Source organism: Haloplanus ruber, assembly GCF_024494725.1.
In the GTDB taxonomy this organism is placed as follows: Archaea; Halobacteriota; Halobacteria; order Halobacteriales; family Haloferacaceae; genus Haloplanus; species Haloplanus ruber.
Genome location: NZ_JANHDK010000001.1, coordinates 1485725 through 1505787 on the forward strand (window position 1 = coordinate 1485725; position 20063 = coordinate 1505787).

A 20063-nucleotide genomic window follows, 5' to 3' on the forward strand; every position below is an offset into this window, starting at 1 on the left:
GACTTCCGTGAGTGGGTGACTCATGCCACGAGAGTCGGACGTAGAACCGAAGGGTTGGTTACGACGCGTCCCAAAAAGTTGGTAGAACGTTGGTTCTTGGAGTGTCGGCAACCGTCGCGTACACGCTGCTGTTCGTCGTGTCGACTGTCGGCTGTATCGCCGGCGCCGCCCGCGCCCGACGGATCGAGGACGCCGAGACACGCCGCAGCCTCGTGGTCCTGCTCGCCACGAGCGGGGCGTGGGCCGCCAGCCACGCGACACTGCTGGGCCTGCCCAGTCGCGGCCTGAAGACCGCCGTGTATCTCGCCGGACTCATCTTCGGATTCAGCACCGTCTTCGCGTGGCTCTACTTCTGTTCGGCGTACACCGGCCGCGACTACCACCGACAGCGGACGTACCGCTATGCGGGGGTCGTCCTCTATCTGTTCGTCGTCGTCGTGAAGCTCACCAACCCCCTCCATCACCTCTATTTCACGACCGGCTTCGTCACCGAGCCGTTCCCACATCTGGCGATCCAGCAGGGCCTGTTTCACTGGGTCGTGACCGGTCTCTCCTATACGCTCGCAGCCGTCGGGATGTTCGCTCTGTTCGAGGCGTTCGTCGAGGCGGACTACGACGCCCGACCGCTCGCGGTCCTCGTCGCGCTCGCGGGCGCACCAGTCGTTCTCGATATCCTCGGGTTCGCGTCGTCGCTGTTGATCGATATGATCCACGCCCCCCTCGGGGTGGCGGCCTTCGCCGTCGGCGTCCTGTTCGTCTTCGAGGACCGGTTTTTCGCCGTCCAGCTTACCGGCGGCGTCGAAGGGGCGACCATCTTCCTCGACGACGACCGTCGCATCCGCGAGTTCAACGGAGCGGCCCGGCGGCTGTTTCCCGCCCTCGACGACGCAACCGACGAGCCAATCGAGTCGCTCCCGTCGGTGGCGATGGCGCTGGACGACGACCGCGGCGTGGTCGACGTCGATGTCGACGGCGAACAGCGACATTACGTGGTGAGCGAGAGCGACTTCGACATCGGTCAGGGCTCGCTCTCGCGGATCGTCGTCTTCACCGACGTGACGCGGATCGAGCGCCAGCGCCGCGAACTCGAACGCCACGACCGACAACTCGAGGACCTCTCGACGGGCATGCGTCACGAACTCCGGAACGCGGTGACGATCATCCAGGGGAACGTCCGGTGGGCCATCAAGCAACTCGAGGACGGCGACGTCGAGGACGCACGCGGGGCACTCCGGACGGCCACCGACACGACCAACCGGACCACGCGTCTGATGAACGACTTCGCGACGCTCGCACAGTACGGACAGACGATGGCCACCACCACCCGCATCGACATCGCCGAGGTGGCGCGGTCGGCTTGGGCCGACATCGAGGGCGAGGGCGCGTCGCTGGTCGTCGAGGGAGCCCCACGGATCACGGCCGATCCGACGCGTCTCGAACTACTCCTGCAACGGGCCTTCGAGTTCCTCGTCGACAACGACGCGACGACGGTGACGGTCGCCCGCCACGACGACACGGTGACGGTCACGGGCAACGGCGCCCCGCCGGGAGCGGATCCCGAACGATACTTCGATTACAGCGACGCGGCGGCCCACGGCGCCGTCGGCACCGCCCTCCCCTTGGTGCGAACGCTCGCACAGGTCCACGGCTGGGGCGTGACCATCGACGAAGACTACCGGGACGGCGTCCGACTCGTCTTGGTGGTCGAGGATCCCCCACTCGCCGACGACCGAGCGACGGTACGGTTTTAGCGTTGGCCGTTCAGTTGACACCTATGACTGACCGGCTCGACGCGACGACGCTCGTCCAGCGGCTCACCCTACTTGGCATTGCACGGCTATCCGAGGCAGAGCGGACGCCAGCCCACGCGGGCGAGATCACCCGCGTCTGTGCCGAGGAGGCCGCGGCCGTCGAGGGCGTGATCGGCACCGTCTCTGAGGCGGACGTGAGTCGCGCACTCAACGAACTCGACGCCGAGGGACACGTCGAGACGCCGGGCGCGGGCGACCGGTCGCCCGTGGGAAAGGGGCGACCGACGTACAAACTCGCGTACACCACGACGACGCTGATCGAGCATTTCGAGGGCGACGACCGACTCCAGCCGGTCGTCGAGAACGTGGCCGAGCAGGTGTCGGAGGCGTAGCCGACCACTCCTCGACGGCGGCGCGAGGGTCGACGCCCCCGCGAAGCCCCCGTGTCCCCCGTCGATTCCGGACAGTCGGGTGGACGTCGCGAGTCGCACCGACCAAGCAGGTGAACAGTGCTTGATTCCCCCACGTCACCGGTACTCCACGGCTTGACAGAGCCGACCGGTCACAGATCGTCGACGAACGTCCGGAGGTCGCTCTCGAAGCGGTCGGGGGCTTCGACGAAGGGAGAGTGCCCGACGCCGTCGTAGGTGAGCAGTCGCGCGTTCGGGAACAGGTCGGCGTGTTTCCGCGCGGCCGCCGGCCGAACCACGGGGTCTTCCTCGCCGTGGAGCAGCAGGACCGGCGTCTCTACCGACGGGAGTGTCGCCTCGTGGTCGACGGTCCGCCCCTGGAGGGCGGCCCGGACGTGCGGTGGGACGGCGGCGTTGTAGCCGAGCATACGGTATCGGGTCGCGTCGTCGAGGTCACCCTCGACACAGAGGCGGACGAAGGCATCGAGTGCCGCAACGCTTTGCTCGGCGTCGTCGGACTCCAGTCCGGAGCCGAGGGCGACGAACTCCTCGCCCGCGAAGCGGTCGGCGTCGGCCGTTCCCTTCTCCGTGATGGCGCCGACGAGGACGACACCGGCGAGAGCGTCGTCACCGTGGACGGCGAGGTAATCTGAGACGACGAGCCCGCCGTAGGACCAGCCGACGAGCACCGCGTCGTCAAGCGCGAGACCCTCGATCACGGCGCGGACGTCGTCGGCCCAGAGCCGCGAGTCGGCGTACTCCTCGGGTGTCCCGGACTCGCCGTGGCCGCGGCAGTCCATGGCGACGAGGCGGTAGTCCTCGGCGAGCGCCGACTCGAACTGTGGCGTCCACGCGAGCCGACACTGCGAAAACCCGTGGATCAAGAGGAGTGGCCGCCCGTCTCGCGGGCCGTGTTCCTCGACGTAGATGTCGACGCCGTCGCCGCCGGTGACCGTCCGTGAGCGCATAGCCGGGAGTCGCAGTCCGGACACAAATCCCCACCGGCGCTACGCCCACGCGGTGTAGAGGTCCCGGCCGACGACGCCGAGGCCGAAGAATCCGAGGAGGGCCGTCGCGAGATTGCCGACGAGAGGAACGGCCGTAATCACGGCAAACACCACGGCGCCGGCGCCGACGGCCGCCCCATCGACATCGCCGCCGGTCAGGAGGGCACCGACCCAGCAGACGGTAACCGCGTTGCCGACGATGCCGAGGACGGCCACGGCGAGCAACCCCGGAATCGTGATTAGCAGGCCGATGACGGTGAGTGCGATCAACACGAGGCCGATGGGAACGCCGATGCCGACGAGCAACCCCCAGAGGAAGGCACTCCCGGGGTCGTCACGGATCGCCCCGACGGTCTTCTGGGCGTAAGACGGCGCGAAGAGAACGAGCAGTCCGGCGAGCAGGACGTTGACGAGAAAGCCGCCGACGAGCTGAGTAGCGAGCCTGACACCGAGATCACTCTGGGCGACGGGAGACTGTGCGGCAGCGAGTCCCGCGAGCGAGAGCGCAGTGCCGATGGCGACGGCGGCGCTCCCGGCGCGAGCGAACGAGCGGATGGAGGGCATCGTTCCCAGGGTCGGACCGCGGAGACTAACGCTTTGCGCTCCGGTGATCGGGGCGGCTACTCGGGGTCGGCGGTCCGCGTCCAACCCGTCGAAAGGGCATCCAAGAGCCGTTCCACCCGTTCGTCGGGACGGTAGACGACCGTCCCGTCGTCGGGGTCGTATTCGATGACGCCGGCGTCGGCCAACGCCGGGAGGTGAATGTGATGCAACTCCACGGCGAACCGGCGCCGTCGGGTCTCCCCGTCCGTGTCCGACTCCGAATCGGAGTCCACCCGACGTAGCACGTCCGCGAGGTCGTCTCTCGTCGTCACGGGATCCTCCCGTAGCTGATCGAGCAGGATCCGCCGGTGACGGTCGGCGAGCAGGCGGAGGTGATCGTCGGGTGTTTCGTCCACAGGCCAACGTGTGACGTCCGCTGGCCTAATACGGCGATGTTTTCACACAGTTCGACGTTTTTGATTAATCGAGTTACCCGAGAGCGGCGACGGCTCCGTGACCCGCGGGCAGGGGCGAGGAGACCGAGTTCGAGCCACTAGCGGAGTCTCAGGTGTTCGTGGGACTCCACAGCATCGAGGTTGCGAGCGCCGAGCACCCCCCAAACGATTATCTGTCGTCCGGAAATTCGCTCGTCTATGGATCCCGTTAAACTCGTCGGCGACATTATCAGCATACTCACGTTCTTGGCCGTCGTGGGCGTCCTGATCTGGTTCGTGATCAGTCGCGTGCTCCCGTTTTTCGGGTAGTCTGGGCCGATGGCGACGGCACGAGACTGCCTGCGGACAGGAGTGCGACCACCGGATCGAGCGACGAGGGATCGACCTAGCGAACGCAGGCTCCCGGGAAGCCGTGAACCACACGTCGGTGTCGAGGAGTGGTCGCCCGAACCGCTGGCCTCGTCGAACTCTCGAACGGTGGGAAGGTTCAGCAGTGGGGATGACTGCTGCCGACCCGCTTTGGGTAAGTATTAGTTCGGTGTGTCTTGTACAGTAAATATGGACCATCCAACCATTCTCGTATTCGTCGAGTTTCCGGATCCCGAGTTCCCGACAGCGGGATTCCTCGACCATCTTGCATATCCGAATGCGGAACTCGTCGGATTTTATCACCTCGACGACAGCGAGTCCCTCGAAGAGGCGCAGGCCGAATACGGGGACGAGTTCACGACGGAACTGCGAACGCAAGCCGAACGATTCGAGCAACGAGGCGTACGGACGGAACACGACCTCATCTTCAACCACAATCGGGTCGAAGTACGGCAACGAATCGCCGAGGATCACGAAGTTGATGCGATCCTCACCCCGGGAGGAGCAGGCACGCTCGGGAAAGTACTGATCGCCTCCCGTCACACGAGGAATGCAGAAGAGAAGGTGGCCAAGCTTCTCAATATCATTGATCGCGACGAGCTGATTTCGGTCGATCTGATACACATTGCGGACCCCGACGATCCGGACGGAGAGAGTGAGGGCGAGAGCATCCTAGCGGAGATGACTTCGATCCTCACCGATGAAAATATTCCACCCATTCAGATCAACCGAGAGGTGCGGACAGGAGAGGACGTGGCCTACGAACTGAGTCAAGCCGCTCGCAACTACGACCTCGTCGTACTGGGTGAAACCGAGCAGGATGTCGGAGATCGGGTCTTCGGCCCAGTAGGGGATTATATCGTTGGCGAACAGGACGTTCCAGTCTTGACTATTCTGTGAGTATGGCCTCTTAAAGGTTCGTTCTCGACATTTGATAGCGGTACCTGCGTTCGGTTCGACCAGCTACCGCTCGGTTGAATCACCACTGGTCGCCTCAGTTCGGCCATCTTCGGTAGTGAACAGCGAGTTCGTGTCCACCGTCGAGGATTCGGACCACGGTCGTTCCGCGTCGCTTCGCTCCGAATTCGAACCCTCTCCTACGGATGTTCTCCACGTTTTTGCGGGGGAACGAAGTGACCGAGTAAGAAGTGAGTATGGGACCGCCCGGCTTTAGACTCTGCCTCGTTCGGTGCCGTCGTTCGTAGTAGCGTCATTCGTTTTCCTCGCTGCTGTCAATTCCGAGTTTGTCGAGGTGGGCAGCACGGCGCCGCTCGAACTCCTCGATCTGTCGGGCTTGATCGTAGTGCCGTTCGATTACCTCGATGGTCGCGTTCACGCGGTCAGAGACGACGTCCTTCGACAGACCACGGTGAAGTTGCCACGTGATACTCCCCGAACGAATCTCGTGGGGAGAGCGCGCTGAAGGACACCCATACCCCTTCGTCCGCGAGTGATGCTCACAACTCAGGCGTTCCTTCTCGTGCGGACACGGCCCCTGCCGGCAGGGGTGAGTTGCGTAGTAACAGGTGTCCCGTAGCGTCGATCCCGCTATCCGACCGTACCCGGTGGCAAACACCGGTCGACGACCGTAGTCGTCGGTCGTGTGCGGACGGCGGTCAAGGTACTCCGCCAGCACGTCAGCAACCGTTTCCGATATGCCGACGATCCGCTCGCCGTCGTACCCGTTCTTCAGAGGCGTCTCTTCATCGGGTCGGTGCCGAAACTGAACGTAGCCGTCGTCGAGGTCGACATCGTCGACATCCAGACCACGGATCGAACCCATCCGGGCACCAGTCCACCACGAGAGTTCCAGCCACGCGTGTTCCCTCGTGTACAACCCGTCGCCACTCCGAAACGCCGCGAGCAACGCCTCGCCGCGGTCGGGTTCGAGTAGCGTCTCGCTCACCTGCTCGGCCTTGTCCACACGCGGTGGATCGACCGCCTCGACGACAGCCTCGTCAATCAGACCGAGTCCGGCGGCCCAGTCGAGCAGCTGCCGGAGCGTGGTCAACTCGTTGTTGAGGCTGACCGGCGTGACGACAGCCCGCCGGTGATCCTCGTAGGCACCGATATCCCACGGACGAAGGTCCGCGATGTGTTCGACGTCCTCGTCATCGCACCACTCGGTGAAGTGTTCCATACGGCGGGCGTAGCTCCCGGCTGACGAGGCCGCGAGTTCCATGCTCTGCCGGTCGAGCCACCGCTCGACGGCTTCTTGAGGAGTCAGGTCGGGAGGAGTGCGTTCACTCCCGCTCATCATGGCTCCCCGAGCGTCGACTGGTCGTCGTGGCCGGCGGGATGGGCGACCGGCTGAATCTCGCGCAGGTCGCCCGCCCAGTCGTCCATGCGCTCGCGGATCGCCGTCATCTTCTCGTCGAGTTCGTCAAGCGAGTCCGCGGACACCTCCGTCTTCACGACTTCCTTGTCGTCGCTCGACGTCCCGCGGGTCATCTTCACGGTCACGTCGTAGGCGTCGCCGTCACTCACCGTCCGCGCACCTCCTCGAACCGGACGTCGTGACTCGGCTCGTCGTCCCGGTGGTCGTCGACAGCGTGGGCGGCCTGATGTCGCTCGCGCTTGAGGTCCTCGAAGGTACAGTCCGAACAGACGACGTGATAGCGACCACCGCCGGTGAGTAGGCCGCCGTCGGTGCGGATCGTCGCACACTTGCGACAGATCGGCTGGCGCGTCGGCGCGTCGATACCGTCCGCGGGGTCGCCACAGACGACGCAGTCGCCGTCGTCAGGCCTTTCTCCGCTCGGTCCCTCGTCGGTCGCGCGGGACATTCGTCCCGTATGGTTTGCGGTTAGCATGTTTAACCGCGGAACCGTAACGCGGACGGTGGTACCAGCACCGTCCGCGCTACCGACCAACCTCGTAGTACCAACAGAGTCTCGCGTCGGTCCCGTGGGTCTATCCTGATAGCTCTTGCAAATTATAGTTTGCGGTGACTCAGATGGAAGCTGCAAGCTACTATTATCGACATTGCGATATATTAGGGGATCTCAGAAACGAGAGTGGTTATGCGCCACTCGGGGGACTGGATGACGCTCGTCGACGACAGAGTGTTAGAGTATATCCGCGAAAACGAGTCGGGTTCCCCGACACAAATGAAGAAGGAAGGCCCGATTCACTACTCTCGGCAGTACGTAGACAAGCGATGCCGGAAACTTGCCGATGAGGGCCTTCTCCGCCACCTCGGAAACGGCGTGTACGTCCTCACCGACGACGGCGAGGCGTACCTTGACGGCACCCTTGACACGCAGAACTGGGTGCGTCTCGACGAGAACGGGGGCGCGGCCGCGAACGGCATACGCGACGCGGGTGAAGAGCAGGAGGGATAGCCCGTGCGCCGACCGGCAAAGTGGATGCACCAGCTCGACGAGCGCATCCTCGAACACCTCGAAGACGACGGGTGGGCGTCGCCCGGAACGATGAGCCGTCATTTTAGATTCACGGCGTCGGAGGATCGAATTCGAGAACGGTGTGAGGAGCTACGCGACGCGGGGCTTCTCGCCCCGATCTATTGTGATGCGTCGATGTACGAACTCACCACCCTCGGCTATCTGTATCTCGCGGGAGAGCTTGACGCTGATAGCCTACCGCGACGTACGTTAGGGTGACAGCTAGCGGGAATCGGATAGTTCGGCGGACGAACCAACGGCTTTACACTCCCGATTCCACTCAGTGCTAGCTGAAGAACGCCCGCCAGTACTGAAGCACTGCGGATTCCGTTCTTCCGCACTCACGCGGAGTGGGTGAGGACCGCCCTCAAACCGATCAGTGACAACCAAACGGAGGTGATTACAGTGATCGAACTCAGCGTCTCGGCAGACCCGACGACAGTGTTTGTCCTCGTGGTGCTAATTCGTCGTGCTAAGGACCTACGTATCACTGTCGAGGGATAGGTACGGAGGCCCGAGCAATCAGCCGGGCCCGCCAGTACTGAAGCATCTGTAGATAGGAGCAACTCTGTTAAAAACTCTTTCTTTGTAGTATACGCCCCGTTATAGCCGGTCGACGCCGTCGCACGCCCGCTTCTGCGCTTCCGGCGAGAAGGTACTGCGGTAGTGGTCAAGGAACGTTTCGAGGTCGTTCCACCCGCCCCGGTCGCACACGAGCAGCGGGTCGACATCTTCGCTCGCCAGCGCCGTCGCCCACGTCCGACGCAGATCGTGGAACGTCAAGTACGACCAGCCTGGATCGTCGTCCTCGGCGTACTCAGTAGGGAGGGGAATAGTTTCTAGTTCCTCCAGAACGGATGTTCAAGCGTCGAACGCGCCAACCGTTCGACCGTCAGCGCTGTCCCACGGCCGGGCCGTCCGAAACCCACCTCGCGGTGGGTGCTACTCGGCGCGGTGGTACTGCACGAGGGCGTAGACGGCCAACGAAGCGGCGAACAGCACGCCGCCGATGGGCCGGCCCACGTACAGCAACGCCGCGCCGGTCAACGCTCCGACGGACGGTGTAGTGACCGACTCTATCAGCGCGACCTTCATTCTCTCACTGGCGTCCTCGCGGACACCGTTCCCGGCGTAGAACGGATAGAGCATAAATCGCTAGCCCGCGACAGGATAGACTACAGCCAGCCGACCTTCTCCCGCCCACGCTGCTGCGCATCCAGACTGTACGCCCCGAGGTAGTGTTCCCGAAACGTCTCCCAGTCCTCCCAGCCACCCCACTCCATCACCAATCCCGGCTCGACCTCACGCTCGACGAGCAGGGTGCCCCACGTCCGCCGGAGATCGTGCGGACCGAGGTAGGTCCAGCCGTCGTCGCCGGTGTCGGCGTACAGCCGTTCGCCGGCTGTAGTGACCCACCGCCGGATCGTGCGAGTCGAACGGTCGACAAGCGGCGTGTCGGCGGCCTCGTCACGCACGTCGGCGAGCGCCCGCATGGACGCCGCGAGATCGGTCGGCACGGGCGTCTCTCGGTACTTCGATCCCTTCCCGTCCTGCACGCGGACGAACGGGCCGACGGGCGTGTCGACAATGTCGGCGGGCGTCACGTCCGCGGCCTCGGCGACGCGGAGCCCACACCGAGCGAGTAGTCCGAGCGCCACCGTTTGTGTCGTCCCGTCCGCCTCGTCGAGCAGGGCGTCGACCTCCTCGGGGCGTAGCCATACCTTCCTACCGTCGTGGTCGTCGTGATCCTCCATCTTCATCGCGTCCGATTACCTCACAAATCAGTCAAAGAACCGTGAGCATCTAGTACTTTCGACCGTGATCACGCTGGCGTCGAGGCGGATCGTGTCTGACTTTCCGTGCTTCTCGGTCACTCCATCGTGTTTTGGGGCTATGCGTTCATCCCCACAAGCATTAACTATTCTTAGAATGACAGGAAAATATGGACCACGTTAGTGGGGATGATGTCACGAATAATCCACACCTTGCAGAAGCGATAGATGTGACACGCGAGGGGAGCGCTCCACCCGACTCAACCGACTACGATGAGCCGGATAGTGCAGGCCCGGGAGTGACACTTCGCGATTCGTGTTTCCACGTTGCGATTGAGGAACTGGAAAAAATTCAGTCTGCACCAGAGGAGAGTCAAGAAGAGATTGACCGCGTGTTAGGGATGCTCCGAGAAGCACAGCACGCGGATAATGAACGACGTGCCAACGTTATGGCAAAGGCACACAAAATCTTGCAAGAAGTGTGGGTACCACCGGCGTAGAATACAAACGGCCCTTCGCGTGAATATCTGATTCTCCAGTCTTCTAGGAAACGGGTGTCCGACTTTCGGCTACTTCCCGGACGCCGATTTCTAACCTTCCGTGTTTCTCGGATGCCAACTCAAAAGCCTGCCCCCTAAAGGCAGGCTGACAAAAATGACAGACTATAACATTTTTGTCTGGCAGCAAGTGCTGCCATTTGCTGTACAAACTTCCGAGAGAAAAAGATTATCGCGTTGACCTGCTCTTGCACCACCCATATCCAGTTCTATACCAGTTCTCGGATACTGAGTTCTAGCTTTCCGTGGTTCCCGAACGCGGATCTCTGATTCTCAAGAGAGACCGGCCGCGAAATCTAGGTCGTGATCTGGTTTGACAGAGTCGTGTTGAAAATGCTCATACTAGCCGTTCTGACACCTACAAACAATTATTATCACTAGCTGGAAAGTAATTTAACCCTGCCGAACATGACCTTTCATGTGGGAACGGCCGGTGTCGGCAGGCGCTGGGGGCTGGTGACGCTCGCCCGTGCGACATGCCACCGATCAGGAACTTCCGCCTTGCCCACGAAAGCCATGTTGCCGTTCCACGGGTCTCCACGGGCAATCTCCGACTCTGAGCGTACTCTCGAACGTACCTCTCTCACCCCCACTTTTCACCTTCCGATCAATATTGACAGCCAGAATGACGCAATCGGAACTCGACGATTCTGGAAATAATTTCCGTGCCGAAGCACTCCTACATAATTTCCGCTCTTTTATCGAGCAACTTGAGGAGCGATCAGGGAGCCATGCAGGTGACATGATTCACAACGGTACTGTTCTGGATGGAGAGACGATAAGCCAAGCTCCAGAGAGATTCGTCGAAGAGTATCTAATTCGACCGATGGCAGTTTCACTCGGCTACGATTATCGTCCACAACCGACGGGGATCGCTGGTATCGAGGACAAGATACCAGATTTCAGTATCACGAACGCTCTTGGAACAGTTATTGGGAGCGTGTCATAGAACTCTTCACATACTATAGTCAGTTTGAGTACTATTATAGCAGGTTATTTGCTTAGATATGCGTGCACCAGGTGCACAGCGTTTAAAACTAGTTATAGAGTGCCCTTTCGTTTCCGAATAATGATTTCTCGAACCCGTTCAATGTGGTTCGTCTCAGATTGAACGAATGCTGTGAGGATGGCTTCGACGATCTCGGAGCGGCTGACTCCGAGATCGTCACACTCAGCGACCAGTTCATCCACTTCTCGCACAATTTCCTCGTCAACAGCGACGCCGAACTTCTCTTTCGCCATAGCTAACACAAGCTGAAAACAGCGTGCACCAAGTGTACGACGATTTGAACTTGTCTAAGCTGATTCAGCGATCCATGTGAACTCTTCTATGACAGGCTCTTATTGGGGAAATCAAGGAACCGAACAAGATAGAGGAAGGGAGACAAGAAGCGTTCGAATATCTGCGGAAGACGACTGCAACCCCGGCAGTAGGAATATCCACTGACGGTCTAACGTGGATTCTCCACGCTGGTGGTACTGGAGAGCAAGATCCGAAGTATACGTCTCATTGGTCTTTTCGGGAGGAATTGAGAGTTGTGAGAACGGAGCAAAAGTTTGACTCTAGAATCGAGTCTCACCATGCATTTCGAGAGAAAATAGCTCTGTTCGCCGATGAGTTCGAAATTAAGAACTTGAACCGGATACTCAACGACCGAGGATCGAAATAGGCGTTACAGGAAATCCGTTGCCCAGTGTTCCTCTCCAACAGTCCGCTTCGGTGTAACGAGATACGTCTGCGTCTCCGCATCGTATCCCAAAACCATCTCCGTTCCTCCCTCGATCCCGTCAGTGCCGGCCTGCGGCTGGGGCAGAAGGGAGTACAGCGATCCGTTCCGATCCTGTACGGTACAACTCCCAAGCGGCGTGATCGGCGCGTCCGGGTCCGACAGTTCTCGCAACGCCCGTCGCCGGGCACTACTCTGACTCATCACATCCGCTCGTTGGGGAGTACGGGTAATTAAACATCCAGACCACTCCCCAACCGACTCCCCGATCAGCCTGTGAACGGCGGCCGGATTATCCACCTCATCCCCTTCTACCCGGCCGTATGCTGGAACCAATCTCAGCAATCGCAGGTGTAGCGATCACCGGAGTCACCGCGTCGACGCTCTATGCCGCGTATCTCCGCGGTGCCCGCGACGCGACGGCGCCGGATCACATCATCGACGCCCGCGAAGTCGAGAACTTCCACGTCGAGAGCGCCCGCGCCGAGGCGATCCGCGAGTCCGTCGAGACGACGACCGAGGAGGGCGCCTGATGCACCCGATGACGCCTCCGGAGTTCGAGCACTCGGCCGCCTCGGTGGTGTTCGACGACTACCACCAGTACCTCGAACACCACCGGGCGAAATCGGAGGGACGAACCGCCTCGTCGGCGTCGCTCATCTCCTACAACTTCGACCTCCAGACGGGGATCATGGTCGCCTTCGTGATCGGCGCCGCCCTCGTCGCAGCGTTCGAGGACGGTAATGCCTTCGAGAGCTTCCGATGAGTATCACCGTCGAGTTCGGGAGCAAAGCGGCGGCAGACGCCTACCGCGACGATCACGAGGAGTACATCTGTCCCGTCGACGACGACCGTCGGCTGAAGACGGTCGCCTTCATGAGCGACACCCCCGAGTGGCTACTCGACCAGGCACGCCTCGACGCCGAGGAGGGCCGCGCCGAACGGGAAGCCAGCGCCGGACAGGCCACCCTCACCGACGGCGAACGGGACCGGATCGACTTCTCGGAGGGGCGGGCGAACGTCCCGCACGCTCGCGCCGTCAAAGGAATCGCAACCGATCATGGCGTCGACGACTGGACCGCCCACTACGATCCGACTCTCACCGTCGACGAACACCGCGAGGTAATGGAACGCGCTGGTCGGGAAGGGGGCGGCCAACGCCTTGACGCCAACGAGGGGCGCCAGGCCGCCCGTGCCCGTGACGCTGCCCGCGCCCAGCAGTCGAGCGAGTGCGATCACGCGGCCGGTCACTGCGAGAACGGCGACCCCGAGGCGTGCGAGTTCCTTCAGAATGTCTGTGAATATAACGAGAAGGAGGTGAATGAGATGCTTCCGCCCGTCGCCAGCGACGGCGGTCTGAAATCCGGTGACCCTGGCCCGGACGAACTGACGGGCCAGCAGGCCGGTGCCGTCCACCGGTCGATGGGTGGGTACGCAGGCGCCGTCGATTCGGTCGAGTCAGCCCTCGAAACCCTCCGTGAGGAGTGGAGCAACGCCCAACAGGCCGCGAAGGCGGTCAACTCGGTTCGTCGGTCGGTCGGCTACGAACCGCAACACTTCGACCGTCTCGAAGAACTCCAGGCAGAGCGAGCGTGTCATAGAACTCTTCACATACTATAGTCAGTTTGAGTACTATTATAGCAGGTTATTTGCTTAGATATGCGTGCACCAGGTGCACAGCGTTTAAAACTAGTTATAGAGTGCCCTTTCGTTTCCGAATAATGATTTCTCGAACCCGTTCAATGTGGTTCGTCTCAGATTGAACGAATGCTGTGAGGATGGCTTCGACGATCTCGGAGCGGCTGACTCCGAGATCGTCACACTCAGCGACCAGTTCATCCACTTCTCGCACAATTTCCTCGTCAACAGCGACGCCGAACTTCTCTTTCGCCATAGCTAACACAAGCTGAAAACAGCGTGCACCAAGTGTACGACGATTTGAACTTGTCTAAGCTGATTCAGCGATCCATGTGAACTCTTCTATGACAGGCTCAGAGCTCCTAGATCTCGCTCGGATGATGGCCACCGACTGTGAGGAGTGCCACGCCGATCACACCGGGCACGATCACGACGTCGACGTCGACGACCAGGAGGATGTCCGCGAGGCGGTCGTCGACGGCACCGCGTCCACACCTGTCGGAACCAGCGAGGAGACCGACGAGGCCGCCGCCGTGATCGAGGCGGACGAGCAGCGCGACCTCGACGGCGACCGGGCGAACGATCAGGCACGGTTCGCCGGCGAGGACCGTAGCGACACGGACCCCGAGACAGCGAGCGAGCCGGAGCGCAACCCCGGCGGTCTCGCCGCCGACAAGCGCGAAGACACCAGCACCGAAACCGAGACCACCCAAGCCCGTCCCGACGCGTTCCGCGTCCCCGAGGGCGGCCAGCGGACACTCTAACCGATGACCCGCCACACCTGCCCCGTGGAGGGGTGCGAGTACCAGGCCGACAAGATCGACCAGTTGCGAGGCCACGTCAACGGGTCCCCCGACCACCCCTCGTGGGGGGATGTGAAGGGGGACCTCCAGGCTGGTAGCGAGCTGGTAGATCAGAACGACCAGGGAGAGACCACCCCCTCCGAGGGGGGTAAATCGCCCGACAAGAACGGCGACGACGACCAGCCGAACGACCCCCCGGAAGGGGACGATGAGGGGGGTGACGAGGGGGGTAGCGCCCCCTCTGACGCTGGTAGCGAGGACGACGACCAGCCAAACGACCAGAACGACCAGCGAAACACCCCCATGCCAACGGACGATGAACTCCAGCGTCAGCGACGGGTACAGGGCGCTCAACCAGACGAATCGGGTAGTGACGACGAGACCAACCCGAAGACCAGCAAAACCACCCCCTCGAAGGGGGGCAATGAGGGGGGGAGCGCGGCTGGTCTGCTCCCCGCTATCGACACGTCGACGATCATCATGCTGGTCGCCGTCCTGGCCGTGGCCCTCATCCTGTACCGTCTAGTCTCCGGCGAGGGGAGCGACGGGGGCGATGCAGGGGGCGAACAGGACGGCGAGGACGACGTCGACCAGGAGGCCAGCAGCGAGAACGTCGACGACCTGCCGAACTTCGACGCAACCGAACTGGAGGACCTGTGATGACTGAGAACACCGACGACGTCGAGCATCAAGACCCGCCTGACGATGGGGGCGACGAGGAAGAGGAAAAGCCGCCAATCGAAGACGAGGAGTTCGCGGATCTCTCCGCGGTCGCCGACGAGATCGAGGAGTCCGCCGGCGCCGGCGCCGAGGATGACGACGAGGACATCGACGACGACCAGGACGACGTCGACCAGGAGGCCAGCAGCGAGGACCACACTCGAGGAAGCCCCCGCGGTCGAGGGTGGGGCGACATGTACGTCGCCAGCGTCACCTCCGGGCTGAACGCGGTGATCGACGAGCACGGGAAGGACGGCGCCGATCCGCTCGACGAGCAGATGGCCCGCGACCTCCATCTCGACGAGGCGTTCGAAGAAGTCATGGAAAAACGCGGCCGGGCCGACATGCCCCCTGAAAAAGAGGTAATGGTCGGTACGATGGGACTGGCCTTTGTCGTCCTTCTCTCGAAGACGGACCTACCTGCACAGGCCCTTGCCGAGTTGGGGGGTGGTGGCGATGATTGACAGCATGAAAGAGCGGATGATGCAAGAGGCGATGGGTCAGATCACACCGTCGGAAACTCCCGTCGCCCAGGCCTTCGCCCACGCTATCGCATCCATCGAAGCCCGGCAGATGGCCGCGATCACCCGCCTCGCCGAGGCCGCCGACGTCGACGAGGCGGCGGTCGGCCACCTGGACGCCGGCGCTCGCGAGGAGCAGCTGCTCGGCCTCGCCGACGCCCTCGCCGATGACCGCATGGAAGACTGGTGGCTCGACGAGGTTGCCGCCGGCCACCTGGACGATCCCGACCGCGCCGCCGACTATCTCGGGATGGATCGGGAAGCTTGGGTCGACCAGATCGCCACCTGGGGCGAGAACTACCGACAGGCGGCGCCCGATCACGTCGAGGGCATGACCGACGCCCAGATCGCGGACCTGCACGTCCGCGAGACGTTCGGCATCCCGCTGCGGGAGTTCACCCGCGAAGTGGTCGACTGGACCCGAGGCGAGGCCGTCGAAGGTGTCTTAGCCGGCAACCTCTCGTCGACGACGTCGTCGATCCACCGCGTCGCCGCTGAACTGGAGGACTGACCCATGCGGATGCTGATCGCAGGAAAGAGCGGGTGGGGGAAGTCCTACGTAGCACAGAGCTACCTCGAAGACAACCTCGACGAGTTCGATCACGTCGTCATCCTCGACTGGAAAGACGAGTTCCGTGGGCTGGCGAAGGAGGGGCTGGTCCGGTGGATGGGCGTCGACGATGCCGAGGCGGGACTGGACGCCGCCGAGTGGGCAACGCTCATCGAGCAGAATCCGAAGCTCATCGTCGCCCGAGCGGTCGATAACGACTCGTGGGTCGAAGTCGTCGCCACGATTGCGCAGGCCGCCCGCATGGTCGACGGGAGCGTCCTGGTCGGGATCGACGAGGCCCACACGGTCGCCCCTCAGAGCGGGGCGCTTCTGAAACCCATCGAACTGCTCGCAACCACCGGACGCGGCGGTGTCTCGTCCGTATGGATGGTCCAGCGGCTCCAGAAACTCGATGAGACGGTTATCTCACAGACGAACGCAAGGCTACTCGGAGGGTTCGGGAGCGACAAGGACCGGGGCAAACTCGACGTCGAGTATCCTGTCGAAGTCCACAACCCGCAGACAGCGGGAGAGATTCGGAATCTTCCGGCAGAGCTTCACCATCCGACTGACGGACCAGTCGCGCTCAAGAAAGAGGAGCAAGACGGCGTGGTCGTCATGTCTGAGTGGATATACTCGGACGATGACGGCTACATGGAGCGCCGTGACTCGTCGGAAATCGAGATGAGGAGCACGCACTACGGTGGGAGCGACAAGGAACTGCGACACCCGTTCTGATGCGAACCCAGATCACCCTCTACGGCGAGGACAGCGAGTGGTTCGAGGACCTGAAGGAAGACGTCGGCGAGCAGCGAGACGGGAACGAGCCGACGAACGCCGAACTCGCCCGTCTGATGATGCAGCAGTTCAACACGGACAGCTAAAGACTGTGGTCCGCATTAATCCACAGTAGAGGGCTTCTATCGTTCGTTTCTGTTTCAAACCCATCGAGTTACTAACCTCGGTCGTAGCATGGGAGAACTTGCAGACAGCTTCGAGACGCTCGCCGACTCCGACATGTGGACGGACGTCGGCATCCTGTTCGGGGGCTTCATGGCTCCCACAGTCGCACGGAACCTGATCGAACCAAACATGCCGTGGGACCTCCCCGACGAGGTCTATGGCGTCGGCGTCGTACTCGGTGCCGGCTACCTTCCTCAGGGCACCAACATGGCCCGAATGGGTGGCGGCCTCTACGTCGCCGACAAACTCGCCGAGCGGGCGGACATCAAGCAGCGAGTCACCTCCGTCGGTGACGGGGGCGGTAACTGATGGCCGAGATCTTCATCTCGAACGGCGACACCAGCGACGTCGTCGAGACCGAGACCAACACGCCGGGCGTAATGACGCCCATCGCCCGGATCGTGCCCGACCGGGGCACGTTCCTCCGGCTGCTCAACCGCGTGGCGAAAGGCTCCGAGCAGGGCGTCCCGATCTACGCGAAGCTTCGGGACTCCAACGGTGACCTGCTCGCCGTCTCGACCAAGCTCCAGTTCGAGATCAGCCCCGCGGGGACCGACGAGCGCATGAAGGTCTCCAAGCGCGTCGAGCAGATCAGCGTCTACAACTCGTACAGCCTTCAGGAGCAGCGCAACGTCGACAACGTCGACGCGACCAAGGTGGTCCTCACCTCCCCCGAGAACATGGGCGGCGATCCCGTCTCGAACATCGAGTGGGCGGACATTCAGGACCTCTACATCTCCGCGCGAGCGCCGTCGGAGGTCGACTGGTCGCAATCGGAGTTCTACGTCGACAGTACCGCCGTCGAAGGGCCGTACAACCGGGGGCGGTAGGATGGCGCGGACGGCACAGGACGTCATCGACGACCTGCGCGGCGTCTCGCGCTCCTCGGGCGGGATCGGCCCGACGAACTTCCGCGACCAGGCCGAGATCGCGGTCAACACGACCGGCTCGCGCTCGCGGATCGTCGAGCTTCCCGTCGAGACGGTGCATCGCATCCTCTCCGGGCGGAGCAATCCTTTCCGCGTCGCCGTGCCCGCCTACGAGCAGTTCAGCAGCGACGGCACGGGCGGGAACACGGAGACGTTCAACCTGAGCCACGACCTGATCGAGTGTCCGAACACGCAGGACGTGGTCGTCTACATCGGTGGGTCCTACTACGGCAGCGCTGACGCCGTGGACTACGCGAACGACTCCATCGACGTGACCGACCCCGGCTCGAACAACAACGTCCACGTGTTCTACATGCCGGGCGAGACGGCTACGCTCGAAGTCTACAAGGCCACGCCCTCCTCGTCGGCGAGCGCGAACGAGGAACTGTACTCGCGGCCGCTCAACCTCGTCAACCAGACCAAGCAGGCCGAACAGCCGGAGTACTTCGAACTGAACGAGTCGGCCCTCCAGCCGTTCCTCGCCAGCGACATGCGCCTGAACGTCTACGTGAAGGCGCCGTACGAAGTCCGCTTCGAGGACCCTGCTGACGACGGCGCCACGCCGGACAACATGCTTCTGCATGTCCCGGTCGAGCGTGGATCGACCACGGTGGCAGGGCTGAAGCAACTGATCAAGTCCGATATGGGGAGTCGGTAGCCCGACTCCTCGGGAGATTATATGAGTCCTATTTGGGATGCCACAACGACCGGACAGCAACAGCGCACCGGACAGGTCCACACGATGACCGACGGCGGCAACGCCGGCGGACAGGGATGCGGGTGCGCCGGCTGCTGCTCGTCCTCGACATCGTCGACGGGCAACCGAGCGGCCGACGTCGAGACCGACGCCTCGGTGACCGGCGGGACCTCCGACACGATCCAGTCCCTCGCCGCACCAGGAAGCCTCTCGACCGAGGACGCCCTGCTCATCTGGACCGCGATCAACACGCTCATCCTCGCCTACTGGGCGTACACGGAGGTGCGCGGATGAAGAGCGAGGCGAAGATCGAGGAGATCGACGTCGAGCGCGAGCGGCGCCGTCTCGACGAGCAGGTCGACGACCGAACGGAGGGCGAGTGATGCTGGTTCCCTGTCCCGATCCCGACGACGCGCCGTTCAACGAGACCGTGTCGGCAGTCCTCTCGCCCGGACAGAAGCTTACGGCGGAGTTCACGCCCGAGCAGTCCGAGACGCGGATGTTCCTGCCGATCCTCGCCGTCTCGAAGTACCCTGAGATGAGCTACCAGGCAAAGGCCGACGGTGAGAACATCTACGGGCCGTCGAGGATTCCGCCGACGGACGTCGACGACCTCTCGGTGACGTTCATCCCGGCCAAATCGTTCGAGCAGTCGCTTACTGTCGAAGTCTCGAACCTCAGCACCAACACGGATCGTTTCGTCATCGTCCAGCCTGTCGGATGGGAGGTGGTCTGACCGTGCCCCTAGACGGCATTTCCGACGTGAACGACATCGAGAATGTGTCTAACGGAGAGGACCGCTCCGTGCCGATAGCCAACGATGGCACCTACTCGACCTTCGAGACCGGGGTTGCCATCGACTCAACTGGCGCCCTCGTGGAACTCGACACTCGCGGGAAGGATACGCTCGACGTTGCGGTGAGCGCAGATACCGAGTCATCCGCTCAGTTCGGAGTCGAAGCGTCTCCGGACGGTGAGACGTGGGTCGGTCCGACTGTCTCCTCGGATGCGGGAGTGACCGAGTGGTTCGACACGCTCGTGAACGGGTCTCGATTCGTTCGGCTCACCGTCATCGAACCGGCATCGAACGGAACTACCGCGACTACCTACATGGAGGCATCTGCTCTGTTGAATCCGCAGAAGGCGGCGGGATAGCGTCGCTCTGAAGGTAGTAGCGAAGCGGAAGAGTCGAATGTGACTAACCTACTCTTCCGCTTCGTTAAGCAAGCCGCGTCGCTGGCTCAAAA

At 62.3% G+C, this 20063-nt stretch carries 34 protein-coding genes; 22 read left to right on the top strand and 12 right to left on the bottom strand.

Translation table 11 applies throughout. The annotated features are described in order from the left end of the window. Positions 1 to 101 precede the first annotated feature (101 nt). Positions 102 to 1751, top strand: a complete 1650-nt coding sequence (locus NO878_RS07875) for a histidine kinase N-terminal 7TM domain-containing protein (RefSeq protein ID WP_256405407.1) — start codon at positions 102 to 104, stop codon at positions 1749 to 1751. A gap of 23 nt (positions 1752 to 1774) precedes the next feature. Beyond that, the gene (locus NO878_RS07880; RefSeq protein ID WP_256405408.1) at positions 1775 to 2143 is read left to right on the top strand and encodes a hypothetical protein; all 369 of its coding nucleotides are present in this window, start codon (positions 1775 to 1777) and stop codon (positions 2141 to 2143) included. A gap of 170 nt (positions 2144 to 2313) precedes the next feature. On the opposite strand, the gene NO878_RS07885 is transcribed toward NO878_RS07880, so the two are convergent. The 3 genes from NO878_RS07885 to NO878_RS07895 are packed head-to-tail and all read right to left on the bottom strand — an operon-like array spanning position 2314 to position 4127. Then, a complete protein-coding gene (locus NO878_RS07885) occupies positions 2314 to 3129 on the bottom strand; it encodes an alpha/beta fold hydrolase (RefSeq protein WP_256405409.1) in 816 nt (271 codons plus the stop codon). A gap of 39 nt (positions 3130 to 3168) precedes the next feature. Next, a complete protein-coding gene (locus tag NO878_RS07890) occupies positions 3169 to 3732 on the bottom strand; it encodes a DUF8173 domain-containing protein (RefSeq protein WP_256405410.1) in 564 nt (187 codons plus the stop codon). Between the two features lie 56 nt (positions 3733 to 3788). Further along, positions 3789 to 4127 (bottom strand): DUF7344 domain-containing protein, encoded by a 339-nt coding sequence (locus tag NO878_RS07895; RefSeq protein ID WP_256405411.1) that lies wholly within the window; start codon positions 4125 to 4127, stop codon positions 3789 to 3791. Between the two features lie 597 nt (positions 4128 to 4724). Here NO878_RS07895 and NO878_RS07900 point away from each other — a divergent pair. Beyond that, positions 4725 to 5435, top strand: coding sequence for a universal stress protein (locus NO878_RS07900; protein WP_256405412.1), 711 nt, complete (start codon positions 4725 to 4727; stop codon positions 5433 to 5435). Positions 5436 to 5745: 310 nt separating this feature from the next. Here the strand turns inward: NO878_RS07900 and NO878_RS07905 are convergent, their stop codons facing one another. From NO878_RS07905 to NO878_RS07915, 3 genes are read right to left on the bottom strand one after another with little or no spacing between them, the layout of a single operon-like run. Next, the gene (locus NO878_RS07905) at positions 5746 to 6792 is read right to left on the bottom strand and encodes a tyrosine-type recombinase/integrase (RefSeq protein ID WP_256405413.1); all 1047 of its coding nucleotides are present in this window, start codon (positions 6790 to 6792) and stop codon (positions 5746 to 5748) included. Beyond that, positions 6792 to 7022, bottom strand: a complete 231-nt coding sequence (locus NO878_RS07910) for a DUF7389 domain-containing protein (protein ID WP_256405414.1) — start codon at positions 7020 to 7022, stop codon at positions 6792 to 6794. Before NO878_RS07910 ends, NO878_RS07905 begins: the two co-directional genes overlap by 1 nt. Then, on the bottom strand, positions 7019 to 7321 hold the full coding sequence (locus tag NO878_RS07915; protein WP_256405415.1) for a hypothetical protein: 303 nt from the start codon (positions 7319 to 7321) through the stop codon (positions 7019 to 7021). Before NO878_RS07915 ends, NO878_RS07910 begins: the two co-directional genes overlap by 4 nt. Positions 7322 to 7558: 237 nt before the next feature. On the opposite strand from NO878_RS07915, the gene NO878_RS07920 reads away from it, so the two are divergent. After that, complete coding sequence (locus NO878_RS07920) at positions 7559 to 7879, top strand: phage repressor protein (RefSeq protein ID WP_256405416.1); 321 nt, start codon at positions 7559 to 7561, stop codon at positions 7877 to 7879. A 24-nt stretch (positions 7880 to 7903) separates the two neighbouring features. After that, positions 7904 to 8158, top strand: a complete 255-nt coding sequence (locus NO878_RS07925) for a hypothetical protein (RefSeq protein ID WP_256405417.1) — start codon at positions 7904 to 7906, stop codon at positions 8156 to 8158. A 384-nt stretch (positions 8159 to 8542) separates the two neighbouring features. Here the strand turns inward: NO878_RS07925 and NO878_RS07930 are convergent, their stop codons facing one another. The 3 genes from NO878_RS07930 to NO878_RS07940 all read right to left on the bottom strand — a co-directional run bounded on the left by NO878_RS07930 (position 8543) and on the right by NO878_RS07940 (position 9693). After that, positions 8543 to 8722, bottom strand: a complete 180-nt coding sequence (locus NO878_RS07930) for a tyrosine-type recombinase/integrase (protein ID WP_256405418.1) — start codon at positions 8720 to 8722, stop codon at positions 8543 to 8545. Between the two features lie 159 nt (positions 8723 to 8881). Beyond that, on the bottom strand, positions 8882 to 9088 hold the full coding sequence (locus tag NO878_RS07935; protein WP_256405419.1) for a hypothetical protein: 207 nt from the start codon (positions 9086 to 9088) through the stop codon (positions 8882 to 8884). A gap of 26 nt (positions 9089 to 9114) precedes the next feature. Further along, positions 9115 to 9693: a tyrosine-type recombinase/integrase gene (locus tag NO878_RS07940; protein WP_256405420.1), complete on the bottom strand. Its 579-nt coding sequence runs from the start codon at positions 9691 to 9693 to the stop codon at positions 9115 to 9117. Between the two features lie 188 nt (positions 9694 to 9881). Between NO878_RS07940 and NO878_RS07945 the strand changes: the two genes are divergently transcribed. Then, on the top strand, positions 9882 to 10211 hold the full coding sequence (locus tag NO878_RS07945; protein WP_256405421.1) for a hypothetical protein: 330 nt from the start codon (positions 9882 to 9884) through the stop codon (positions 10209 to 10211). A 682-nt stretch (positions 10212 to 10893) separates the two neighbouring features. Then, a complete protein-coding gene (locus tag NO878_RS07950) occupies positions 10894 to 11217 on the top strand; it encodes a hypothetical protein (RefSeq protein WP_256405422.1) in 324 nt (107 codons plus the stop codon). Between the two features lie 92 nt (positions 11218 to 11309). On the opposite strand, the gene NO878_RS07955 is transcribed toward NO878_RS07950, so the two are convergent. Both NO878_RS07955 and NO878_RS07960 read right to left on the bottom strand, forming a co-directional pair. Next, positions 11310 to 11510 carry a ribbon-helix-helix domain-containing protein gene (locus NO878_RS07955; RefSeq protein WP_256404083.1) on the bottom strand — a complete coding sequence of 67 codons (201 nt, stop codon included), beginning with the start codon at positions 11508 to 11510 and terminating at the stop codon, positions 11310 to 11312. Positions 11511 to 11941: 431 nt separating this feature from the next. Continuing rightward, complete coding sequence (locus tag NO878_RS07960) at positions 11942 to 12199, bottom strand: hypothetical protein (RefSeq protein WP_256405423.1); 258 nt, start codon at positions 12197 to 12199, stop codon at positions 11942 to 11944. A gap of 119 nt (positions 12200 to 12318) precedes the next feature. On the opposite strand from NO878_RS07960, the gene NO878_RS07965 reads away from it, so the two are divergent. Genes NO878_RS07965 through NO878_RS07975 form a run of 3 tightly spaced genes read left to right on the top strand, consistent with a single transcriptional unit; the run spans position 12319 to position 13615 of the window. Then, the gene (locus NO878_RS07965) at positions 12319 to 12528 is read left to right on the top strand and encodes a hypothetical protein (RefSeq protein ID WP_256405424.1); all 210 of its coding nucleotides are present in this window, start codon (positions 12319 to 12321) and stop codon (positions 12526 to 12528) included. Continuing rightward, the gene (locus NO878_RS07970; protein WP_256405425.1) at positions 12528 to 12761 is read left to right on the top strand and encodes a hypothetical protein; all 234 of its coding nucleotides are present in this window, start codon (positions 12528 to 12530) and stop codon (positions 12759 to 12761) included. The genes NO878_RS07965 and NO878_RS07970 overlap by 1 nt, the downstream gene beginning before the upstream one ends. Beyond that, positions 12758 to 13615 carry a hypothetical protein gene (locus tag NO878_RS07975; RefSeq protein WP_256405426.1) on the top strand — a complete coding sequence of 286 codons (858 nt, stop codon included), beginning with the start codon at positions 12758 to 12760 and terminating at the stop codon, positions 13613 to 13615. Before NO878_RS07970 ends, NO878_RS07975 begins: the two co-directional genes overlap by 4 nt. A 73-nt stretch (positions 13616 to 13688) precedes the next feature. On the opposite strand, the gene NO878_RS07980 is transcribed toward NO878_RS07975, so the two are convergent. Then, positions 13689 to 13889 (bottom strand): ribbon-helix-helix domain-containing protein, encoded by a 201-nt coding sequence (locus tag NO878_RS07980; protein ID WP_256404083.1) that lies wholly within the window; start codon positions 13887 to 13889, stop codon positions 13689 to 13691. Between the two features lie 88 nt (positions 13890 to 13977). Between NO878_RS07980 and NO878_RS07985 the strand changes: the two genes are divergently transcribed. From NO878_RS07985 to NO878_RS08040, 12 genes are all read left to right on the top strand, one after another. Then, entirely contained in the window at positions 13978 to 14397 is a 420-nt protein-coding gene (locus tag NO878_RS07985; protein WP_256405427.1) for a hypothetical protein, read from the top strand. Positions 14398 to 14400: 3 nt separating this feature from the next. Next, a complete protein-coding gene (locus NO878_RS07990; RefSeq protein ID WP_256405428.1) occupies positions 14401 to 15096 on the top strand; it encodes a hypothetical protein in 696 nt (231 codons plus the stop codon). Then, positions 15096 to 15620: a hypothetical protein gene (locus tag NO878_RS07995; protein WP_256405429.1), complete on the top strand. Its 525-nt coding sequence runs from the start codon at positions 15096 to 15098 to the stop codon at positions 15618 to 15620. Before NO878_RS07990 ends, NO878_RS07995 begins: the two co-directional genes overlap by 1 nt. Continuing rightward, positions 15607 to 16188: a hypothetical protein gene (locus NO878_RS08000; RefSeq protein WP_256405430.1), complete on the top strand. Its 582-nt coding sequence runs from the start codon at positions 15607 to 15609 to the stop codon at positions 16186 to 16188. The genes NO878_RS07995 and NO878_RS08000 overlap by 14 nt, the downstream gene beginning before the upstream one ends. Positions 16189 to 16191: 3 nt before the next feature. Beyond that, a complete protein-coding gene (locus NO878_RS08005; protein WP_256405431.1) occupies positions 16192 to 16965 on the top strand; it encodes a hypothetical protein in 774 nt (257 codons plus the stop codon). Then, a complete protein-coding gene (locus NO878_RS08010; RefSeq protein ID WP_256405432.1) occupies positions 16965 to 17111 on the top strand; it encodes a hypothetical protein in 147 nt (48 codons plus the stop codon). The genes NO878_RS08005 and NO878_RS08010 overlap by 1 nt, the downstream gene beginning before the upstream one ends. A gap of 88 nt (positions 17112 to 17199) precedes the next feature. Next, positions 17200 to 17499: a hypothetical protein gene (locus NO878_RS08015; RefSeq protein WP_256405433.1), complete on the top strand. Its 300-nt coding sequence runs from the start codon at positions 17200 to 17202 to the stop codon at positions 17497 to 17499. Further along, a complete protein-coding gene (locus NO878_RS08020; RefSeq protein ID WP_256405434.1) occupies positions 17499 to 18020 on the top strand; it encodes a hypothetical protein in 522 nt (173 codons plus the stop codon). The genes NO878_RS08015 and NO878_RS08020 overlap by 1 nt, the downstream gene beginning before the upstream one ends. Before the next feature lies 1 nt (position 18021). Further along, positions 18022 to 18777: a hypothetical protein gene (locus tag NO878_RS08025; RefSeq protein WP_256405435.1), complete on the top strand. Its 756-nt coding sequence runs from the start codon at positions 18022 to 18024 to the stop codon at positions 18775 to 18777. Between the two features lie 21 nt (positions 18778 to 18798). Beyond that, positions 18799 to 19110 carry a hypothetical protein gene (locus NO878_RS08030; RefSeq protein ID WP_256405436.1) on the top strand — a complete coding sequence of 104 codons (312 nt, stop codon included), beginning with the start codon at positions 18799 to 18801 and terminating at the stop codon, positions 19108 to 19110. A gap of 88 nt (positions 19111 to 19198) precedes the next feature. Continuing rightward, positions 19199 to 19552 carry a hypothetical protein gene (locus NO878_RS08035; RefSeq protein ID WP_256405437.1) on the top strand — a complete coding sequence of 118 codons (354 nt, stop codon included), beginning with the start codon at positions 19199 to 19201 and terminating at the stop codon, positions 19550 to 19552. Positions 19553 to 19554: 2 nt separating this feature from the next. Beyond that, complete coding sequence (locus NO878_RS08040; RefSeq protein WP_256405438.1) at positions 19555 to 19971, top strand: hypothetical protein; 417 nt, start codon at positions 19555 to 19557, stop codon at positions 19969 to 19971. Positions 19972 to 20063: the final 92 nt, after the last annotated feature.

Excerpts from the sequence above, each read along its gene's own strand:
- NO878_RS07880 (WP_256405408.1), top strand. The coding sequence starts at position 1,775 with ATGACTGACCGGCTCGACGCGACGACGCTCGTCCAGCGGCTCACCCTA.
- NO878_RS07885 (WP_256405409.1), bottom strand. The coding sequence starts at position 3,129 with ATGCGCTCACGGACGGTCACCGGCGGCGACGGCGTCGACATCTACGTC.
- NO878_RS07890 (WP_256405410.1), bottom strand. The coding sequence starts at position 3,732 with ATGCCCTCCATCCGCTCGTTCGCTCGCGCCGGGAGCGCCGCCGTCGCC.
- NO878_RS07900 (WP_256405412.1), top strand. The coding sequence starts at position 4,725 with ATGGACCATCCAACCATTCTCGTATTCGTCGAGTTTCCGGATCCCGAG.
- NO878_RS07905 (WP_256405413.1), bottom strand. The coding sequence starts at position 6,792 with ATGAGCGGGAGTGAACGCACTCCTCCCGACCTGACTCCTCAAGAAGCC.
- NO878_RS07915 (WP_256405415.1), bottom strand. The coding sequence starts at position 7,321 with ATGTCCCGCGCGACCGACGAGGGACCGAGCGGAGAAAGGCCTGACGAC.
- NO878_RS07920 (WP_256405416.1), top strand. The coding sequence starts at position 7,559 with ATGCGCCACTCGGGGGACTGGATGACGCTCGTCGACGACAGAGTGTTA.
- NO878_RS07925 (WP_256405417.1), top strand. The coding sequence starts at position 7,904 with ATGCACCAGCTCGACGAGCGCATCCTCGAACACCTCGAAGACGACGGG.
- NO878_RS07935 (WP_256405419.1), bottom strand. The coding sequence starts at position 9,088 with ATGCTCTATCCGTTCTACGCCGGGAACGGTGTCCGCGAGGACGCCAGT.
- NO878_RS07940 (WP_256405420.1), bottom strand. The coding sequence starts at position 9,693 with ATGGAGGATCACGACGACCACGACGGTAGGAAGGTATGGCTACGCCCC.
- NO878_RS07945 (WP_256405421.1), top strand. The coding sequence starts at position 9,882 with ATGGACCACGTTAGTGGGGATGATGTCACGAATAATCCACACCTTGCA.
- NO878_RS07950 (WP_256405422.1), top strand. The coding sequence starts at position 10,894 with ATGACGCAATCGGAACTCGACGATTCTGGAAATAATTTCCGTGCCGAA.
- NO878_RS07955 (WP_256404083.1), bottom strand. The coding sequence starts at position 11,510 with ATGGCGAAAGAGAAGTTCGGCGTCGCTGTTGACGAGGAAATTGTGCGA.
- NO878_RS07960 (WP_256405423.1), bottom strand. The coding sequence starts at position 12,199 with ATGAGTCAGAGTAGTGCCCGGCGACGGGCGTTGCGAGAACTGTCGGAC.
- NO878_RS07965 (WP_256405424.1), top strand. The coding sequence starts at position 12,319 with ATGCTGGAACCAATCTCAGCAATCGCAGGTGTAGCGATCACCGGAGTC.
- NO878_RS07970 (WP_256405425.1), top strand. The coding sequence starts at position 12,528 with ATGCACCCGATGACGCCTCCGGAGTTCGAGCACTCGGCCGCCTCGGTG.
- NO878_RS07975 (WP_256405426.1), top strand. The coding sequence starts at position 12,758 with ATGAGTATCACCGTCGAGTTCGGGAGCAAAGCGGCGGCAGACGCCTAC.
- NO878_RS07980 (WP_256404083.1), bottom strand. The coding sequence starts at position 13,889 with ATGGCGAAAGAGAAGTTCGGCGTCGCTGTTGACGAGGAAATTGTGCGA.
- NO878_RS07985 (WP_256405427.1), top strand. The coding sequence starts at position 13,978 with ATGACAGGCTCAGAGCTCCTAGATCTCGCTCGGATGATGGCCACCGAC.
- NO878_RS07990 (WP_256405428.1), top strand. The coding sequence starts at position 14,401 with ATGACCCGCCACACCTGCCCCGTGGAGGGGTGCGAGTACCAGGCCGAC.
- NO878_RS07995 (WP_256405429.1), top strand. The coding sequence starts at position 15,096 with ATGACTGAGAACACCGACGACGTCGAGCATCAAGACCCGCCTGACGAT.
- NO878_RS08005 (WP_256405431.1), top strand. The coding sequence starts at position 16,192 with ATGCGGATGCTGATCGCAGGAAAGAGCGGGTGGGGGAAGTCCTACGTA.
- NO878_RS08010 (WP_256405432.1), top strand. The coding sequence starts at position 16,965 with ATGCGAACCCAGATCACCCTCTACGGCGAGGACAGCGAGTGGTTCGAG.
- NO878_RS08015 (WP_256405433.1), top strand. The coding sequence starts at position 17,200 with ATGGGAGAACTTGCAGACAGCTTCGAGACGCTCGCCGACTCCGACATG.
- NO878_RS08020 (WP_256405434.1), top strand. The coding sequence starts at position 17,499 with ATGGCCGAGATCTTCATCTCGAACGGCGACACCAGCGACGTCGTCGAG.
- NO878_RS08025 (WP_256405435.1), top strand. The coding sequence starts at position 18,022 with ATGGCGCGGACGGCACAGGACGTCATCGACGACCTGCGCGGCGTCTCG.
- NO878_RS08030 (WP_256405436.1), top strand. The coding sequence starts at position 18,799 with ATGAGTCCTATTTGGGATGCCACAACGACCGGACAGCAACAGCGCACC.
- NO878_RS08035 (WP_256405437.1), top strand. The coding sequence starts at position 19,199 with ATGCTGGTTCCCTGTCCCGATCCCGACGACGCGCCGTTCAACGAGACC.